This is a genomic window from Phytohabitans sp. LJ34 (genome assembly GCF_052068095.1).
Taxonomy (GTDB): Bacteria; Actinomycetota; Actinomycetes; order Mycobacteriales; family Micromonosporaceae; genus Phytohabitans.
Map to the genome: position 1 here is coordinate 314,401 of NZ_JBQHDG010000002.1, position 13,013 is coordinate 327,413.

Sequence of the window (13,013 nt, forward strand, 5' to 3'; positions counted from 1 at the left end):
GCTCACCCAAAATCGCGCAACGATTCGTGAAGTTGCTGCGAATGTGTGCTTAGGGTACCGACCGCTTCGCCGCCGCTTCCGACCATTCCAGCAGGAGCAGGGTGGCGTCGTCGGCCGGCGGCCCGCCCTGGTGGTCGCGGACCGCGTGGGAGATGCGTCGGGCGGTCTCGGCCACCGGGAGACCGACCGCGGCGTGGCGTTCGACCAGGTCGACGAGGCGCTCCAGGCCGAAGAGCGTGCCGTCGGCGTCGCGGGCCTCGGTGATCCCGTCCGTGTAGAAGAGGAGGCGGTCGCCACGCTCCAGGCGCTCCTCGGCGACGGCGGTGGGCGCGGGCACGCCGAGCGGGGTGCGGCGGCCACCGGCCAGCGCGCGCACCGCCTTGCCGCGGCGCAGCAGGACCGGCGGCGGGTGGCCGGCACCGACGTAGCGGAGGTGGCCGGCGTGCAGGTCGAACTCGGCCAGCACCGCCGTCACGAAACGCGAGTCGGTGAACTCCCCCTTCAGCGCGCGGTCGACCTCCTCCGCCATCTCGGCCAGCCCGGCACCGGCGCGGCGGCTGGCGCGGCTGGCGCCGAGGGCCACGGCGGTGGTGAGGGCGGCGGGCAGGCCCTTGCCGACTCCGTCGTACACGGCGAAGCGGGCCACCCCGTCGTCCACTGTGTAGTCGAACGCGTCGCCGCCCACCTCGTAGCTGGGTTCGAGCACGGCGGCGAGGACGAAGTGGTCGGTGGCGAACGTGAGCGGCGGCAGCAGCTGCCACAGCACCTCGGCGGCCGTGGTCATGGGCCGGGAGCGGCGGGCCACGACGATCGCGTCGCCGTACGCGGTCTTCGAGGTGATCATGTGCCCGACCAGGCCGGCGAGGAGGCGGGTGCCGGAGATCATCGCCGGGTCGGCCGGGTCGGCGCCGCGGACCTCCAGCACGCCGATCCGCTCGGTGCCGTTGACGATGGGCATCCAGAGGCGGGGCGGGTCGCCGGCGGACGGCACCGGGGTGAGCGTCATGAACGCCCGGCCCGCGACCGAACCCCGTATCGGGATCGGGTCGGTGGCCTTGTCGGGCGACAGCACGCGCAGCCGCTCCTGCTCGTGGTCGACGAGGTGGATGGTGACGTCGAGGCCGACCCGCGCGGCGGCCACCTCCACGATCTCGGCGAGCCCGCTCGGGCCGACGAAGTGTGCCACGTCGATCAGCTCGGCGAGCATGCCGTGCCATTCCGCGGGGCGCGGGACGCTCATAGCCCGAACAGCGGCGCCACGCCGGTGATCCGCAGAACCTCCTCGACGATGCGCCGGGGGTTGCGGACGCACAGCCGCACGCCGCTCCGCTGGGCCGCCTCGCGCCCACGCAGCAGCGCGCGCACGCCGCTGGAGTCGAGGAACGGCACGGCCGACAGGTCCACCACCACGTCGCGCTGGGCGCGGGCGAGCGCCGCCTCGATCTCGGCGACCACGCGATCCTCGGCCTGCATGTCCAGGTCGCCCTCGAGGTAGATCACGGCTACCTCGTCCCGCGCGAGTGTCATCGGTCGCCTCCTAAGCCGTGATCAAATCTCAGTTACCCCGGACCGACCCTACTCACACACGCGGCCCTCGACAGCTCTGCCGCCAGGTAACTAGTCTGAGGCACATGAGTCCTTACATCGTGGAGGCGGCCGCCTGGCAGGAAAGCTGGGACCGCCAGCAGGAGGCGTACATGCCGGACCGCGAGGAGCGCTTCACCGCCCTCCTGGACACGGTCGACGCGGTCACCGCCGGACGCGCACCCCGCGTACTCGACCTGGCCGGCGGCACCGGCTCGATCTCACTGCGGCTGCTGCGGCGCTTCCCCGAGGCCACCACCACCCTCCTCGACCTCGACCCGGTGCTCCGCCACATCGCCGCCGGAACACTCGGCGAGCGGGCCACGGTGGTCACGGCCGACCTGCGCACCAAGGAATGGCTGTCGGCCCTCCCCCACCAGGACTTCGACGCGGTGCTGACCGCGACCGCGCTGCACTGGCTGGACCCGTCGCGCCTGGCCGAGCTGTACGGCGAGATCCGCGAAGCCCTCCGCCCCGGCGGCGTCTTCGTCAACGCCGACCACATGCCCGACGACGGCCTGCCCGGCTTGTCAGCCCGCCTCGGCGAGCGCGCGGACGCACTCCGCCACGCCCGCTACGCGGCCGGCGCGGCCCTGTCGTGGGCCGACTGGTGGGATCGGGCGGCGGCCGACCCGACGCTGGGGCCGCTGGTGATCGAACGCAAGCGCCTCTTCACCGAGCACCACAGCTCGGAGTGGACGCCACCGGTGTCGTGGCACCTGGAGGCGCTACGGGCGGCGGGGTACGCGGAGATCGGGCTCGTGTGGCGCGGCGCGCGGGATGCCGCGGTGGCGGGGGTCAAGGGCTAGGCATCTTTGCCCGCGTCCGCGTCTGGTCACCCGCCGCCACTCCCGCCCGGTACCGCTCGCCCGTGCGCTGCGCTTAGCTGAGGCTGCGCACGCGCTCCTCGAATCAGGCCGCGCGCACGCGCCGCACTCGGCCCGGGTTTCGGGCGAGCACCAGGTCCACATGGCGGGACAAGCGGCTCGCATCTGAGATGCGCCATGATCGTTAGCCCGGAAACCGGACGACACGCCGGGGAGACTCTGGGTGTTGGGCTAACGATCATCGGTGGACGCATTCGTGCGAGCAGGTCGACAGCTCGCCGAGAGCCACACCGTGACCCCCGCGCGCGGAGCGTGGCTAGGCGAAAGCGCTTCGGGCGAAGCTCACGCCGCCGCGTTCGGCCGGGTCTAGGAATGGGCGAGGCACCAGGCGCGGCGGCTGCCTGATGTAGACCTGGAGCGACGCGGCCTGGACGCGGATGTCGAGCCCGTCGCCCGCGATCCGCCAGTCGGGGTCGATCCAGCCGGTGCGGGGCGTCTCCTGCCGCACCTCGCGCAGCACCGCTGCCGTCTCGACGCGGCCGTGACCCAGACGGGCCGGCCGCGCGTCGTGGCCGATGGCCGCGGTGATGCCGCCGGCGTCGCAGTCGAGTGTCGCGGGCGCGACCCACCACAGCGGCTGGCCGTCGGGGGTTTGCGGCTCGACGCGGCGGACGATGTAGTCGAAGTCGACGCGCAGGTAGTCGACGGGCATCGTGTCGTCGACGATGTCGTCCTCGTCGGGCTCGCCCTCCAGCTTGCCGACGTCGACGGCGTGGACCAGGCAGCCCTGCCAGGCCAGCACGGGGGCGTCGTCGAGCGTCCACGCGGCCGGGTGCCACCAGCGGGCCGCGGGCAGGCCGGACTCCGGGTGCGCGGGTGGAGCCACGCCCGCCAGTGTCACATGTTGATCATGTGGCCGGCCAGGCCGTGGATGGCTTCCTTGACGGCCTCGCCGAGGGTGGGGTGGGCGTGTACGTTGCGGGCGACCTCGTGCACCGTCAGGTCCCATTGCTGGGCCAGGGTCAGCTCGGGCAGCAGCTCGGTCACGTCCGGGCCGATGAGGTGGGCGCCGAGCAGCTCGCCGTACCTCGCGTCGCTGAGCACCTTGACGAAGCCGGAGGTGTCGCCGAGGCCGTTCGACTTGCCGTTCGCCGTGAAGGGGAACTTCGCGACGCGCACGTCGAAGCCCTTCTCGCGGGCCTGCGCCTCGGTCCAGCCGAAGCTGGCGATCTGCGGCTGGCAGTATGTGGCGCGCGGAATCATCACGTAGTCGAGCTCCATGGTCTCCGCGTCGCCGATCGTCTCGGCGGCCACGATGCCCATCGACTCGGCGGCGTGCGCGAGCATCAGCTTGGCCGTGACGTCGCCGATCGCGAAGATGTGCGGCACGCTGGTGCGGCAGCGGCCGTCGACGTCGATGGCGCCGCGGTCGGTGAGCTTGACGCCGGTGTTCTCCAGGCCGTAGCCCTCGACGCGGGGCTGGAAGCCGATCGCCTGGAGCACCTTGTCCGCTTCGAGCACCTGCTGCTGGCCGTCGCGCGACACGGTGACGCGCACACCGGAGTCAGACTCCGAGATCGACTCCACGCGCGTCGAGGTGAGCACGTCGATGCCGAGGCGGCGGTAGCGCTTGGCGAGCTCGGCCGACACCTCCTCGTCCTCCAGCGGCACGAGGCGGTCGAGGAACTCCACGATCGTCACGCGCACGCCGTAGTTCGCCAGCACGTAGGCGAACTCGACGCCGATCGCACCGGCGCCGGCGATCACGATGCTCGACGGCAGCGAGTCCGAAAGGATCTGCTCCTCATAAGTCACGACACGTGGGGACAAAGACGTCCCGGGCAGAAGCCGCGTCGTAGCCCCCGTCGCGATGATGCAATGGTCGAACGTCACGGTGGCATCCCCCACCCGCAACGTATGAGGATCGACGAACACACCTCGCGCGTCGTACTGCCTGATCTTGTTCTTCTTCATCAGGTAGTTGACGCCCTTGACCCGGCCGTCGGCGACCTTGCGGCTGCGCTGGAACGCGGCGCCGTAGTCGAACGTCACCTCGCCCTGGATGCCGAAGGTCTTCGCCTCCTGGGTGAAGATGTGCGCCAGCTCCGCGTTGCGCAGCAGCGCCTTCGAGGGGATGCAGCCGATGTTGAGGCAGACCCCGCCCCAGAACCGCTCCTCGACGACGGCAACCGACAAGCCGAGCTGGGCGGCCCGGACCGCGGCGGTGTACCCACCCGGTCCGGCGCCCAGCACCACGACGTTGAAGTGGTCAGTCATACAAGAAACCTAGTCAGCGCGACGACAACCGCCGACCGACCGCCGAAATCAACCGGTCGAGCTCCGAGCCGAACGGGTTGTCGTGCACCAGGTAGGTCCAGGTGGCCGACGGGCGGACCAGCGTGGCCTCCTCCGGTTCCCAGTCTTCGGTGACCTCGATCGTCTCGAAGGTCTCCAGCGTGAGCTGCTCGATCTTCGGGAAGAGGTCGTTGAACGCCGGCACCGCCGACCGGTGGAACTCGTCGAGCGGGTCGAGCCGCCCCAGCGCCCGCAGGTGCACGCCCTCGCGCACCTCGTTGAGCTCGGCCAGGTGCTCGGCCCACAGGCGGTCGAGGTGGTAGAGCGCGATCGAGCGGCCGATGCGGGAGAGCAGCTCGTCGTCGATCTCCTCGGTCTCCTCCGGGAAGCGGTCGCGGAGCAGGTCGGCGGCGACGTCGGTGGTGAGCAGCCGCTCGCGGCGCTCGGCGAGCGCGATGCGCTGCTGCTCGATCACCACGCTGTACCGCCAGGTGTTGCGGTGGATCTCGTGGTTGACGCCCTCGGCGACGCGCTGGGCGTGCTCGATCGCGTACGTGACCTGCTCGTCCACGACCAGACCGTCGGCGTGCATCTTCGGCGAGGCGGGGATCAGCTCGGGCGCGTGGCGCACGACGAGCTCGTCTTCCAGGCTGACGAAGAAGACCGAGTGCCCGGGGTCGCCCTGCCGGCCGGAGCGGCCGCGCAGCTGGTCGTCGACGCGGCGGCTGTCGTGGCGGCCGGAGCCGATGATGTACAGCCCGCCCAGCTCGGCGATCCGGTCGTAGTCGGCCTGGTCGCTGCCGCCGAGGCGGATGTCGACGCCGCGGCCGGCCATCTGGGTGGAGACGGTCACCGCGCCGTACGTGCCGGCCTCGGCGATGATCGCCGCCTCCTCCTCGTCGTTCTTCGCGTTGAGCACGACGCAGGGGATGCCGGCGGTGTTGAGGCCGGCGGCGAGCTGCTCGGACTCCTTGACGTCGAGCGTGCCGATCAGCACCGGGCGGCCCGCCTCGTGGGTGAGGCGGATCTCCTCGATCAGCGCCTCCTCCTTCTCGGCCCGGGTGGCGTAGATGCGGTCTTCGTCGTCGACGCGGACGCAGGGTGTGTTGGGCGGGATGACCGCGACCTCGAGCTTGAAGAACTCGCGCAGCTCGTTGCCGACCAGCACCGCGGTGGCGGTCATGCCGCAGAGCGTCTTGTAGAGCGCGATGTACGCCTGCACGGTGATCGTGTCGAGCACCTCGCCCTCGGCGGTGGCGCTCAGCCCCTCCTTGGCCTCGACGGCCGCCTGGAGCCCGTCCGGCCAGCGGCGGCGCTGGGCCACCCGGCCGCGCATCTCGTCGACGAGCTCGACCGCGCCGTTGCGCACGATGTAGTCGACGTCGCGGTGCAGCAGCGCCTCGGCGTGCAGGGCGACGTTGACGGCGGAGAGCTGCTCGACGTTCTCGTCCGCGTACAGGTCGATGCCGCCCAGCGCCTTCTCGACCGCCCGGAGACCGCGGTCGGTGAGCGCGACCGACCGGCCGTCGTCGGCGATCTCGTAGTGGCGCTTGTTGACCAGGGCCTTGACCAGGGCGGCCGCGGCGTGCACCGGGTCCTGCTCGCCGGGCACGGTGCCGGCCAGCACCATCGGCACGCGGGCCTCGTCGATGAGGATCGAGTCGGCCTCGTCGACGATGCAGCAGGCCAGCTCGCGCTGCACCCGGTCGTCGATGTCGGTGACCAGCTGGTCGCGCAGGTAGTCGAAGCCGCCCTCGCTGACCGAGACGTAGGTGACGTCGTTGCCGTACGCCGCGCGGCGCTGCTCGGGGGTGGACGCCTCGGTGACCCACCCGACGGTCAGCCCGAGCAGCCGGTAGACCGGTGCCATCCAGAGCGCGTCGCGGCGGGCGAGGTAGTCGTTGACCGTGATCACGTGGACCGGGCCCTTGCCGCGGCGCACGTGCCCGTACGCGGCGATCGCGGCGGTCAGCGTCTTGCCCTCACCGGTGGCCATCTCGGCGACCTTGCCGGAGAGCAACGCCATCGCGCCGAGGAGCTGCACGTCGTACGGCGTCTGGTCGAGCCCGCGCCGGGCCGCCTCCCGCCCGAACGCGCAGATGTCGACGTAGTCGGTCGCCTCGGCGGCCTTCTCGGTCAGCTCGGAGTCGCTGAGGTCGGCAAGCTCCTCCGCCCGACTACTGATCTTGGGGAGCAGCTTCTCCAGCGGGCCGAGGTCGACCGTGGTACCCGGGCGCTGGAGGAAGCGCTGCATCCTGCTTTTCAACCGCTGCGACACACCCATGGTGGGCAACGGTACTATTCAACATTCCAAGATCGTCGCCACCTCCTGCCGCGTTCGCGACGCGAGGTCGCGTAGCAGCTCAGGGCCCTTGTCGAACGGCACCACCGCGGTCACCACGTGACGCAGGATCCCCGCGGCGCACTCGCGCACCATCGATATCGTCTCGGCGGAGAGCCGTTCCCGGTCCCAGGCGGCGGCGAGACCGCGCGGCACTCGCCCGATCTGCGCGCAGCGCACCGAAAGCCCGTTGTGGTGGAACTCCTCCCCCAGCCGCAGCTCGCCCGCCCCGCCCTGGTAGAACGCCAGGTCGACGACGGTCCCCTGGGGCCGCAGCAGGCGCGTCGCCAGGTGCAGCGCCGACGCCCGCCCCCGGCACTGGAAGACCACGTCGGCGCCGCGGTCGCCCGGCCCCCGCCGCCACCGGCTCTTGACCGCGACCGCCGGGTCACCGGCCGCCGGGTCGAGCACCGCGCAACCGAGGGCCGCCGCGACATCCCGGCGCCGCGACGTCTCGTCGAGTACGAGCACCGAGTCCGCGCCGTGACGGATTGCGAACGCCGCGGTCAGAAGACCGATCATCCCGGCGCCGACGACGGCTACCCGCCGACCCCGCACGCCGTCGCCGAGGTCGCGCACCCCCGCGCCGAAGACGTCCGCCGCCGCGTGCAGCAGACCGTTGGCGCAGATGGGACCGGCGTGCGCCACGTAGACGCCGAGCATCGGGTCGAGGTCGGCCGGCAGCGGCACCCACCGGTCGACCAGCGGGTCGGCGAGGTAGCCGGTGCGGTGCCCGTACGCCATCGCGACGACCGTGCCCTCCGCGACGGCCGGGGTGGCCGACTCGGTGACCTGCCCGACCTCCATGTAGCCGAGCCGCTCCACCGGGTACGCCTGCGCCGGTTCGCCGGGCACGAACAGGCCGAGTTCGGGATCGAGGCGGGCGGAGAGTAACGGGTTGGTGCCCTTGACGTAGCTCAGCTCGGTGCCCGCCGACACTCCACTGTAGAGCGTGGCGACCCGGAAGGTGCCGTCCCGCAGCGGCGCCGGCTCCTGCTCGCGGATCTCCACGTGCTGCGGCGCGGTGACGACGATGACCCGCTCAGACACCGACCGCCTCCCCCGTCGCGGCCGAGCGGGCCACGGCGGCGGCGAGGCGGTGGGTGCGCAGCGCCTCGGCGTAGGGCACGCGCACGTCGTCGGCCACGCCCAGCACCGCGTCGACGAACGCCCGGTCGACCGCGACCCGCGCCGCGACCGGGTCACCGGGGTAGCGGTGTTCGCCGCCCGCGTCCCGTACCAGAAGGGCGTCCTCGCCGACCGCGATGGCCAGACCGTCCGCGATGACCTCGACCGCGGCGCGGTGTTTCCAGCCGAGTACACAGGCGGTGGTGAGCGTTCCGGGGGCGCCGCTCGCGAAGTGCACCATGGCGGCGGTCGCCGCGTCGACGTCGGCGCCTTGCACCGCCGGGCGGCCGCCGCCGGCCGCGTGCACCCGCACCACCTCGCCGGCCAGCAGCCGCATGACGTCGAGCACGTGCGGAGCCTGCTCGATCAGCGGCCCGCCGGAGGACTCGCGCCGCACCCACCAGTCGACCGGCGGCACCTTGTCGAGCCAGGCGCCGTTGACCAGCCGCACCTCGCGGCCGGCGAGCAGGTCGCGGGCGCGCTCGACCACCGCCAGGTACCGCCAGTGCAGCCCGACCGCGGTGACGACGCGCTCGGCGAGCGGGGCGATGCGTTCGGCGGTGGCGAGGTCGACGGCGAGCGGCTTCTCCACGAACATCGGCAGCCCCGCGGCGAGCACCGCCTCCTCGGCCGGCCCGTGCGCGAAAGGTGGCACGCATACGTATACAGCATCCGGTTGGGCATCGACGAGAGCCGCTACGTCCGGGTACGCCAGCGCGCCGTGCTCGGCCGCGAGCGCGCCGGCCGCGTCGGGTACCACGTCGGTCACGCCCACGACGCGCACGTCCGGGAAACCGGACAGCACGCTGGCGTGGCGCCGCGCCACGTTGCCCGCACCGACAATGGCGACGGCGCACGTTCCACCCATGTGTTCTCGCTCCCAACGCCCGACTGTCGCGGCGGTTGGATACCCGATCTTTGGGAAACCACTCCCCCATGTGGCATCCGCTTTCGGTGAGCCCTGTCGTGGAGGCCTGGTCCGCGTACCGGACCGGCACCGCCAGCCAGTGGCAACCCCGAGATCTGGTCCGGGCGAAGGGATCCAGCACGGTGTCCGTCGTGCTCCCCGCCCGCGACGAGCAGGACACGGTCGGTGAGATCGTCCGTACGATCCGCCGGCACCTCGTCGAGCGGCTTCCGCTCGTGGACGAGGTCATCGTCGTCGACTCCCGTTCCGGTGACGAGACCGCGCGCGTCGCGGGCGAGGCCGGCGCGCGGGTGGTCGACCAGGACCAGATGACCCGGGGCCTGCCCCGGCTGGAGGGGAAGGGCGACGCGCTGTGGGCCGGCCTCGCGGCCGCGCGCGGCGATGTCGTGGCGTTCGTCGACGCCGACCTGCGCGAGTTCCGGCCACACTTCGTGACCGGGCTGCTCGGGCCCCTGCTCACCGACCCCTCGGTCGTGTACGTCAAAGGCTTCTACCACCGGCCGCTCGAAGCCTCGGCCGACACCGAACGCGACGGCGGCGGCCGGGTCACCGAACTCATGGCCCGCCCGCTGCTCAACCTCTTCTGGCCCGAGTTGGCCGGTTTCGTGCAGCCCCTCGCGGGCGAGTACGCGGGCCGCCGCGAGGTCCTCGAACAGCTGCCCTTCGTCTCCGGGTACGGCGTCGAGCTCGCCATGCTCATCGACCTGCTGGAGACGGTGGGCCTCGACGCGCTCGCCCAGGTGGACCTCGGCGAGCGCCACCACCGCCACCAGAGCACCGAGGCGCTGGGGCGAATGGCCGCGCAGATCCTGTACACCGCCTGGTCCCGCCTGTACCGCCAGGGCGTCGTGCCGACGGCGCAGCCGGTGGCCGGCGCGCTGACCCAGTTCCGGCGGGGCGGCGAGGACGCGCTGCCCGGCCTCGGCCGCGAGGTCGTGACGCACGACGTGTCGGTGAGCGAACGCCCCCCGCTGGCCCGGCTGCGGGTCGTCTCGTGAAGGTCCTCATGAACGCGGGCCCGTGGCTGCCCGTCCCGCCGGACGGCTACGGCGGCATCGAGAACATCGTGGCCACGCTCGTCCCCCCGCTGCGCGAGCTGGGCGTGGAGGTGGTGCTGGCCAGCGTCGGCAGCTCCACTTTGGACGTCGACGAGCTCGTGTCGGTCTTCCCCTCGCCCCAGTTTCCCCAGCTTCAACGCCCGTACAACCAGGTCAACGGCGTCGTACCGGCGCACCAACACGCGGTCGTCCGGGCGGTACGCGAGCGCGGCGACATCGACCTCGTGCACGACCACGTCGAGGCGGCCGGCCTGTCCACGCTGGCCGCGCTCGGCCGGGACGACCCGCCGGTGCTGCACACGCTGCACTGGGACCTGCACAAGCACCCCGAGCTGTACGGCACGTTCGAGGGCGGGGGCCGGGTGTGGGTCAACGGCGTCTCCGCGAACCAGCTGTCCCGGGCGCCCGAGGCGTTGCGCGCGCACGCGGTCGGCCACGTACACCTGGCCACGCCGCTGGCCGACGGCGCCGACCGGCGGCGGCCGCCGGACAAGGGCGACCACGTCGTGATCCTGGGCCGGATCACGCCCGGCAAAGGGCAGGACCTGGGCGCGCGGCTGGCGCACGAGCACGGCTTCGACCTGATCCTGGCCGGCCCGGTGGGGCCGTACCACTCCCCTTCGGACCTCGCGGCGGTCTCCACTTCGGACAATCCCGACGTGGCCTACTTCCGCGAGAAGGTCGAGCCCTATGTGGACGGTCGGCGGGTGCGCTGGCTCGGCACCGTACGCCCACCGGCCCGCGACGACCTGGTCGCCGGCGCCCGCGCGGTGCTCGCGCCGCTGCGCTGGGCCGAGCCGGGCGGGACGTTCGTGGTCGAGGCGCTCGCGCTGGGCACGCCCGTCGTGGGCCTGTCGATGGGCTGCCTGCCCGAGCTTGTCGACCACGGCCGCACCGGCTTCCTCACCGCGCACGAGGACGAGCTGCCCGACCTGGTGGAGGCGGCCGCCAAGCTCGACCCCGCCGAGGCGATGCGCGAGGCGGCGCGGCGCTTCACCCCCGCCGTGATGGCGGCCCGCTACGTGGAGCTCTACCGGGCGGTGCTCGCGTCCGTGTAACGCAGGACCGCGCCCACCCCGTGGCGCAGGTCGGCGTCGTCGGGGCCGACCAGGACCAGGTCGGCCCCGGTGCCGGCGACGGCGCGGACCAGCGCGGCGTCCGCCCGCACCCGCACCGGCTCCTCGACACCCATCTCGGTCAGCTGCGCCGGGTCGAGCGCCAGCTGCGCCGGCTCCGGCCCGATCCACAGCTCGTCGGTCGACGACGGGTCGTCCACGATCAGCATCGCCTCGACCTGTTCGCGCTGGAGGGCGTTGACGACGGCGGCGAGCCCGTTGCCGACCCCCGCCTGCGCGCCGAACCGGTCCACCGCGTCCCGGGTACGCCGGTCGGCCACGTCGGCGACCGCCACGGTCGTCGCGTCGTCCAGCGGCTCCGGGTCGGCGCCGGCCGCCCGCGAACCCGCGTCGGTCACCACCGCCCGCTCCCGCCACCGCTTGGGCAGCTGGTCCAGGAGCAGCTGGCGGGCCCGCACGTCCCCGGCCAGGACCAGCACGTCCGGCCCGAGCGTGTCGGCCAGCTCCGTCGTGGCGGCGGCCACGTCGCCGGTGTTGCGCTGCCAGGTGGTCTCCGCCTCCCGCTGGTACCGCGCCTGCGACCACCCGCCCGGCTTGACCTTCCGGATCGGGTACGACTCGTGCCCCCGCACGGTCTCGCTGTGCCGCACCGTCCCGGTCGGCGGCACCGTGCCCGCCTCGGCGGGCGGCGCCACGCCCGCACCCGGCCGCACCCCACCGGTGTCGAACGCGGTCAGGTCGCCGCCGGTCCGGTCCGCCACGACACGCAGCCAGCCGACCTCCTCACCGCGCTGGGCGACGAGGGGCATGGTGTGCGGCAGCGCGCCGTACCGGGCCAGGTCCGCCCGCGGTGGCGTGGGCAGCCGCTCGACGGTCACGTCGTCCGGCGCCGCCTCGCTCACGAACAGCGCGACCCCCCGCCGGTCCGGCTCGGCCGGCGCAGCGTCGAGCGCCTGGTCCATCGCGCTCAGCAGGCCGGCGCTGGCCCCCTGCCCGGCGAGGCTCTCGCGCAGCGCCCGCCAGCGCAGCGCCACCGCCCGCGCGGCGTCCTCGGTGTCCGGGGTGGCATCCAGGTAGGCCGACGCCCAGGGCCCCGGGTGGGCGTAAAGCGACCGCAGGAATGAGAGGTCCATGACGTCGCCATACCCGATGACAACGCATTCACTCACCCGCCGCCCCCTCGTGGAAATGCGCGGCAATCGATACGCTGAGTACTTGCGCGATAAACAATCGGTAGGACTGCCATGACCTGGGACCGGGAGCTCTTCCCCGAACCCGTGTCGCACCGGCCGGGCCCCATCATCAACGGCCACGTGGTCAAGCTCGAGGCCGGCTATCCGCGCGAGATCAAAATCGGCCAGCCCGTCCTGGTCGGCGTACTGGCCGCCGCGGCCGTGGTCCGCCTGATCCTTTCGCTGCTGCGGGCCGGCTCCGGCGGCGGCCGCAAGTGGAAAGAGCTCAAGAAGGGCCCCGAGTACCTGGTCACCCCGATGCGCGTCCGCGCCACCGACGGCGTCCTCTGCGAAATGGAAATCCACGGCCACCTGCCGCAAAGCGCACTGGAACCGCGCGACCACGTACAGGTCACGGTCCGCCGCCAGAAAGACCCGGAACTCGCCCCCCGCGTCGAAAAGATCGTCAACCTGACGACCGCTCAGCTGCTGACCCCGCACACCCCGACGCTCTGGTCCCACCTGGGCCCGGCTCTGCTGACCCAGGCCCTGCTGGGCCTGCTCGTCTTCGCCACGGTCGCCGCCTGCACGGTGATCACCTGAC

12 protein-coding genes are annotated in these 13,013 nt (G+C 72.5%); 4 read left to right on the top strand and 8 right to left on the bottom strand.

Annotated elements, in window-relative coordinates; all coding sequences use genetic code 11:
- Window positions 1-49: 49 nt before the first annotated feature.
- Together ACTMTJ_RS04435 and ACTMTJ_RS04440 are read right to left on the bottom strand one after the other, a co-directional pair.
- Window positions 50-1,240 (bottom strand): PP2C family protein-serine/threonine phosphatase, encoded by a 1,191-nt coding sequence (locus ACTMTJ_RS04435; protein WP_441214753.1) that lies wholly within the window; start codon window positions 1,238-1,240, stop codon window positions 50-52.
- The gene (locus ACTMTJ_RS04440; protein ID WP_441214754.1) at window positions 1,237-1,527 is read right to left on the bottom strand and encodes an STAS domain-containing protein; all 291 of its coding nucleotides are present in this window, start codon (window positions 1,525-1,527) and stop codon (window positions 1,237-1,239) included. Before ACTMTJ_RS04440 ends, ACTMTJ_RS04435 begins: the two co-directional genes overlap by 4 nt.
- Window positions 1,528-1,631: 104 nt before the next feature.
- On the opposite strand from ACTMTJ_RS04440, the gene ACTMTJ_RS04445 reads away from it, so the two are divergent.
- Window positions 1,632-2,393: a class I SAM-dependent methyltransferase gene (locus ACTMTJ_RS04445; RefSeq protein ID WP_441214755.1), complete on the top strand. Its 762-nt coding sequence runs from the start codon at window positions 1,632-1,634 to the stop codon at window positions 2,391-2,393.
- 334 nt (window positions 2,394-2,727) lie between these two features.
- Here ACTMTJ_RS04445 and ACTMTJ_RS04450 read toward each other — a convergent pair whose 3' ends face one another.
- Genes ACTMTJ_RS04450 through ACTMTJ_RS04470 form a run of 5 tightly spaced genes read right to left on the bottom strand, consistent with a single transcriptional unit; the run spans window position 2,728 to window position 9,043 of the window.
- Entirely contained in the window at window positions 2,728-3,297 is a 570-nt protein-coding gene (locus tag ACTMTJ_RS04450; protein ID WP_441214756.1) for a hypothetical protein, read from the bottom strand.
- 11 nt (window positions 3,298-3,308) lie between these two features.
- Window positions 3,309-4,688: a dihydrolipoyl dehydrogenase gene (gene lpdA, locus ACTMTJ_RS04455; protein WP_441214757.1), complete on the bottom strand. Its 1,380-nt coding sequence runs from the start codon at window positions 4,686-4,688 to the stop codon at window positions 3,309-3,311.
- A gap of 13 nt (window positions 4,689-4,701) precedes the next feature.
- Window positions 4,702-6,990, bottom strand: coding sequence for an accessory Sec system translocase SecA2 (secA2, locus tag ACTMTJ_RS04460; protein ID WP_441214758.1), 2,289 nt, complete (start codon window positions 6,988-6,990; stop codon window positions 4,702-4,704).
- 18 nt (window positions 6,991-7,008) lie between these two features.
- Entirely contained in the window at window positions 7,009-8,097 is a 1,089-nt protein-coding gene (locus ACTMTJ_RS04465) for a zinc-dependent alcohol dehydrogenase (protein ID WP_441214759.1), read from the bottom strand.
- Window positions 8,090-9,043 carry a Gfo/Idh/MocA family protein gene (locus tag ACTMTJ_RS04470; RefSeq protein ID WP_441214760.1) on the bottom strand — a complete coding sequence of 318 codons (954 nt, stop codon included), beginning with the start codon at window positions 9,041-9,043 and terminating at the stop codon, window positions 8,090-8,092. Before ACTMTJ_RS04470 ends, ACTMTJ_RS04465 begins: the two co-directional genes overlap by 8 nt.
- 68 nt (window positions 9,044-9,111) lie before the next feature.
- Here ACTMTJ_RS04470 and ACTMTJ_RS04475 point away from each other — a divergent pair, with 68 nt between their 5' ends.
- Together ACTMTJ_RS04475 and ACTMTJ_RS04480 are read left to right on the top strand one after the other, a co-directional pair.
- On the top strand, window positions 9,112-10,101 hold the full coding sequence (locus ACTMTJ_RS04475) for a glucosyl-3-phosphoglycerate synthase (protein WP_441214761.1): 990 nt from the start codon (window positions 9,112-9,114) through the stop codon (window positions 10,099-10,101).
- 8 nt (window positions 10,102-10,109) lie between these two features.
- Window positions 10,110-11,219 carry a glycosyltransferase gene (locus ACTMTJ_RS04480; protein WP_441214762.1) on the top strand — a complete coding sequence of 370 codons (1,110 nt, stop codon included), beginning with the start codon at window positions 10,110-10,112 and terminating at the stop codon, window positions 11,217-11,219.
- Here ACTMTJ_RS04480 and ACTMTJ_RS04485 read toward each other — a convergent pair.
- Window positions 11,192-12,370, bottom strand: coding sequence for a baeRF2 domain-containing protein (locus ACTMTJ_RS04485; RefSeq protein WP_441214763.1), 1,179 nt, complete (start codon window positions 12,368-12,370; stop codon window positions 11,192-11,194). The two genes, ACTMTJ_RS04480 and ACTMTJ_RS04485, sit on opposite strands and share 28 nt — an antisense overlap.
- 111 nt (window positions 12,371-12,481) lie before the next feature.
- On the opposite strand from ACTMTJ_RS04485, the gene ACTMTJ_RS04490 reads away from it, so the two are divergent.
- A complete protein-coding gene (locus ACTMTJ_RS04490; RefSeq protein ID WP_441214764.1) occupies window positions 12,482-13,012 on the top strand; it encodes a hypothetical protein in 531 nt (176 codons plus the stop codon).
- Window position 13,013 lies beyond the last annotated feature (1 nt).

Bases quoted from the DNA above. Each gene is read 5' to 3' on its own strand.
- ACTMTJ_RS04490 (WP_441214764.1), top strand. From the start codon at position 12,482: ATGACCTGGGACCGGGAGCTCTTCCCCGAACCCGTGTCGCACCGGCCG.
- ACTMTJ_RS04480 (WP_441214762.1), top strand. From the start codon at position 10,110: ATGAACGCGGGCCCGTGGCTGCCCGTCCCGCCGGACGGCTACGGCGGC.
- ACTMTJ_RS04435 (WP_441214753.1), bottom strand. From the start codon at position 1,240: ATGAGCGTCCCGCGCCCCGCGGAATGGCACGGCATGCTCGCCGAGCTG.
- secA2 (WP_441214758.1), bottom strand. From the start codon at position 6,990: ATGGGTGTGTCGCAGCGGTTGAAAAGCAGGATGCAGCGCTTCCTCCAG.
- ACTMTJ_RS04470 (WP_441214760.1), bottom strand. From the start codon at position 9,043: ATGGGTGGAACGTGCGCCGTCGCCATTGTCGGTGCGGGCAACGTGGCG.
- ACTMTJ_RS04445 (WP_441214755.1), top strand. From the start codon at position 1,632: ATGAGTCCTTACATCGTGGAGGCGGCCGCCTGGCAGGAAAGCTGGGAC.
- ACTMTJ_RS04475 (WP_441214761.1), top strand. From the start codon at position 9,112: ATGTGGCATCCGCTTTCGGTGAGCCCTGTCGTGGAGGCCTGGTCCGCG.
- ACTMTJ_RS04440 (WP_441214754.1), bottom strand. From the start codon at position 1,527: ATGACACTCGCGCGGGACGAGGTAGCCGTGATCTACCTCGAGGGCGAC.
- lpdA (WP_441214757.1), bottom strand. From the start codon at position 4,688: ATGACTGACCACTTCAACGTCGTGGTGCTGGGCGCCGGACCGGGTGGG.
- ACTMTJ_RS04485 (WP_441214763.1), bottom strand. From the start codon at position 12,370: ATGGACCTCTCATTCCTGCGGTCGCTTTACGCCCACCCGGGGCCCTGG.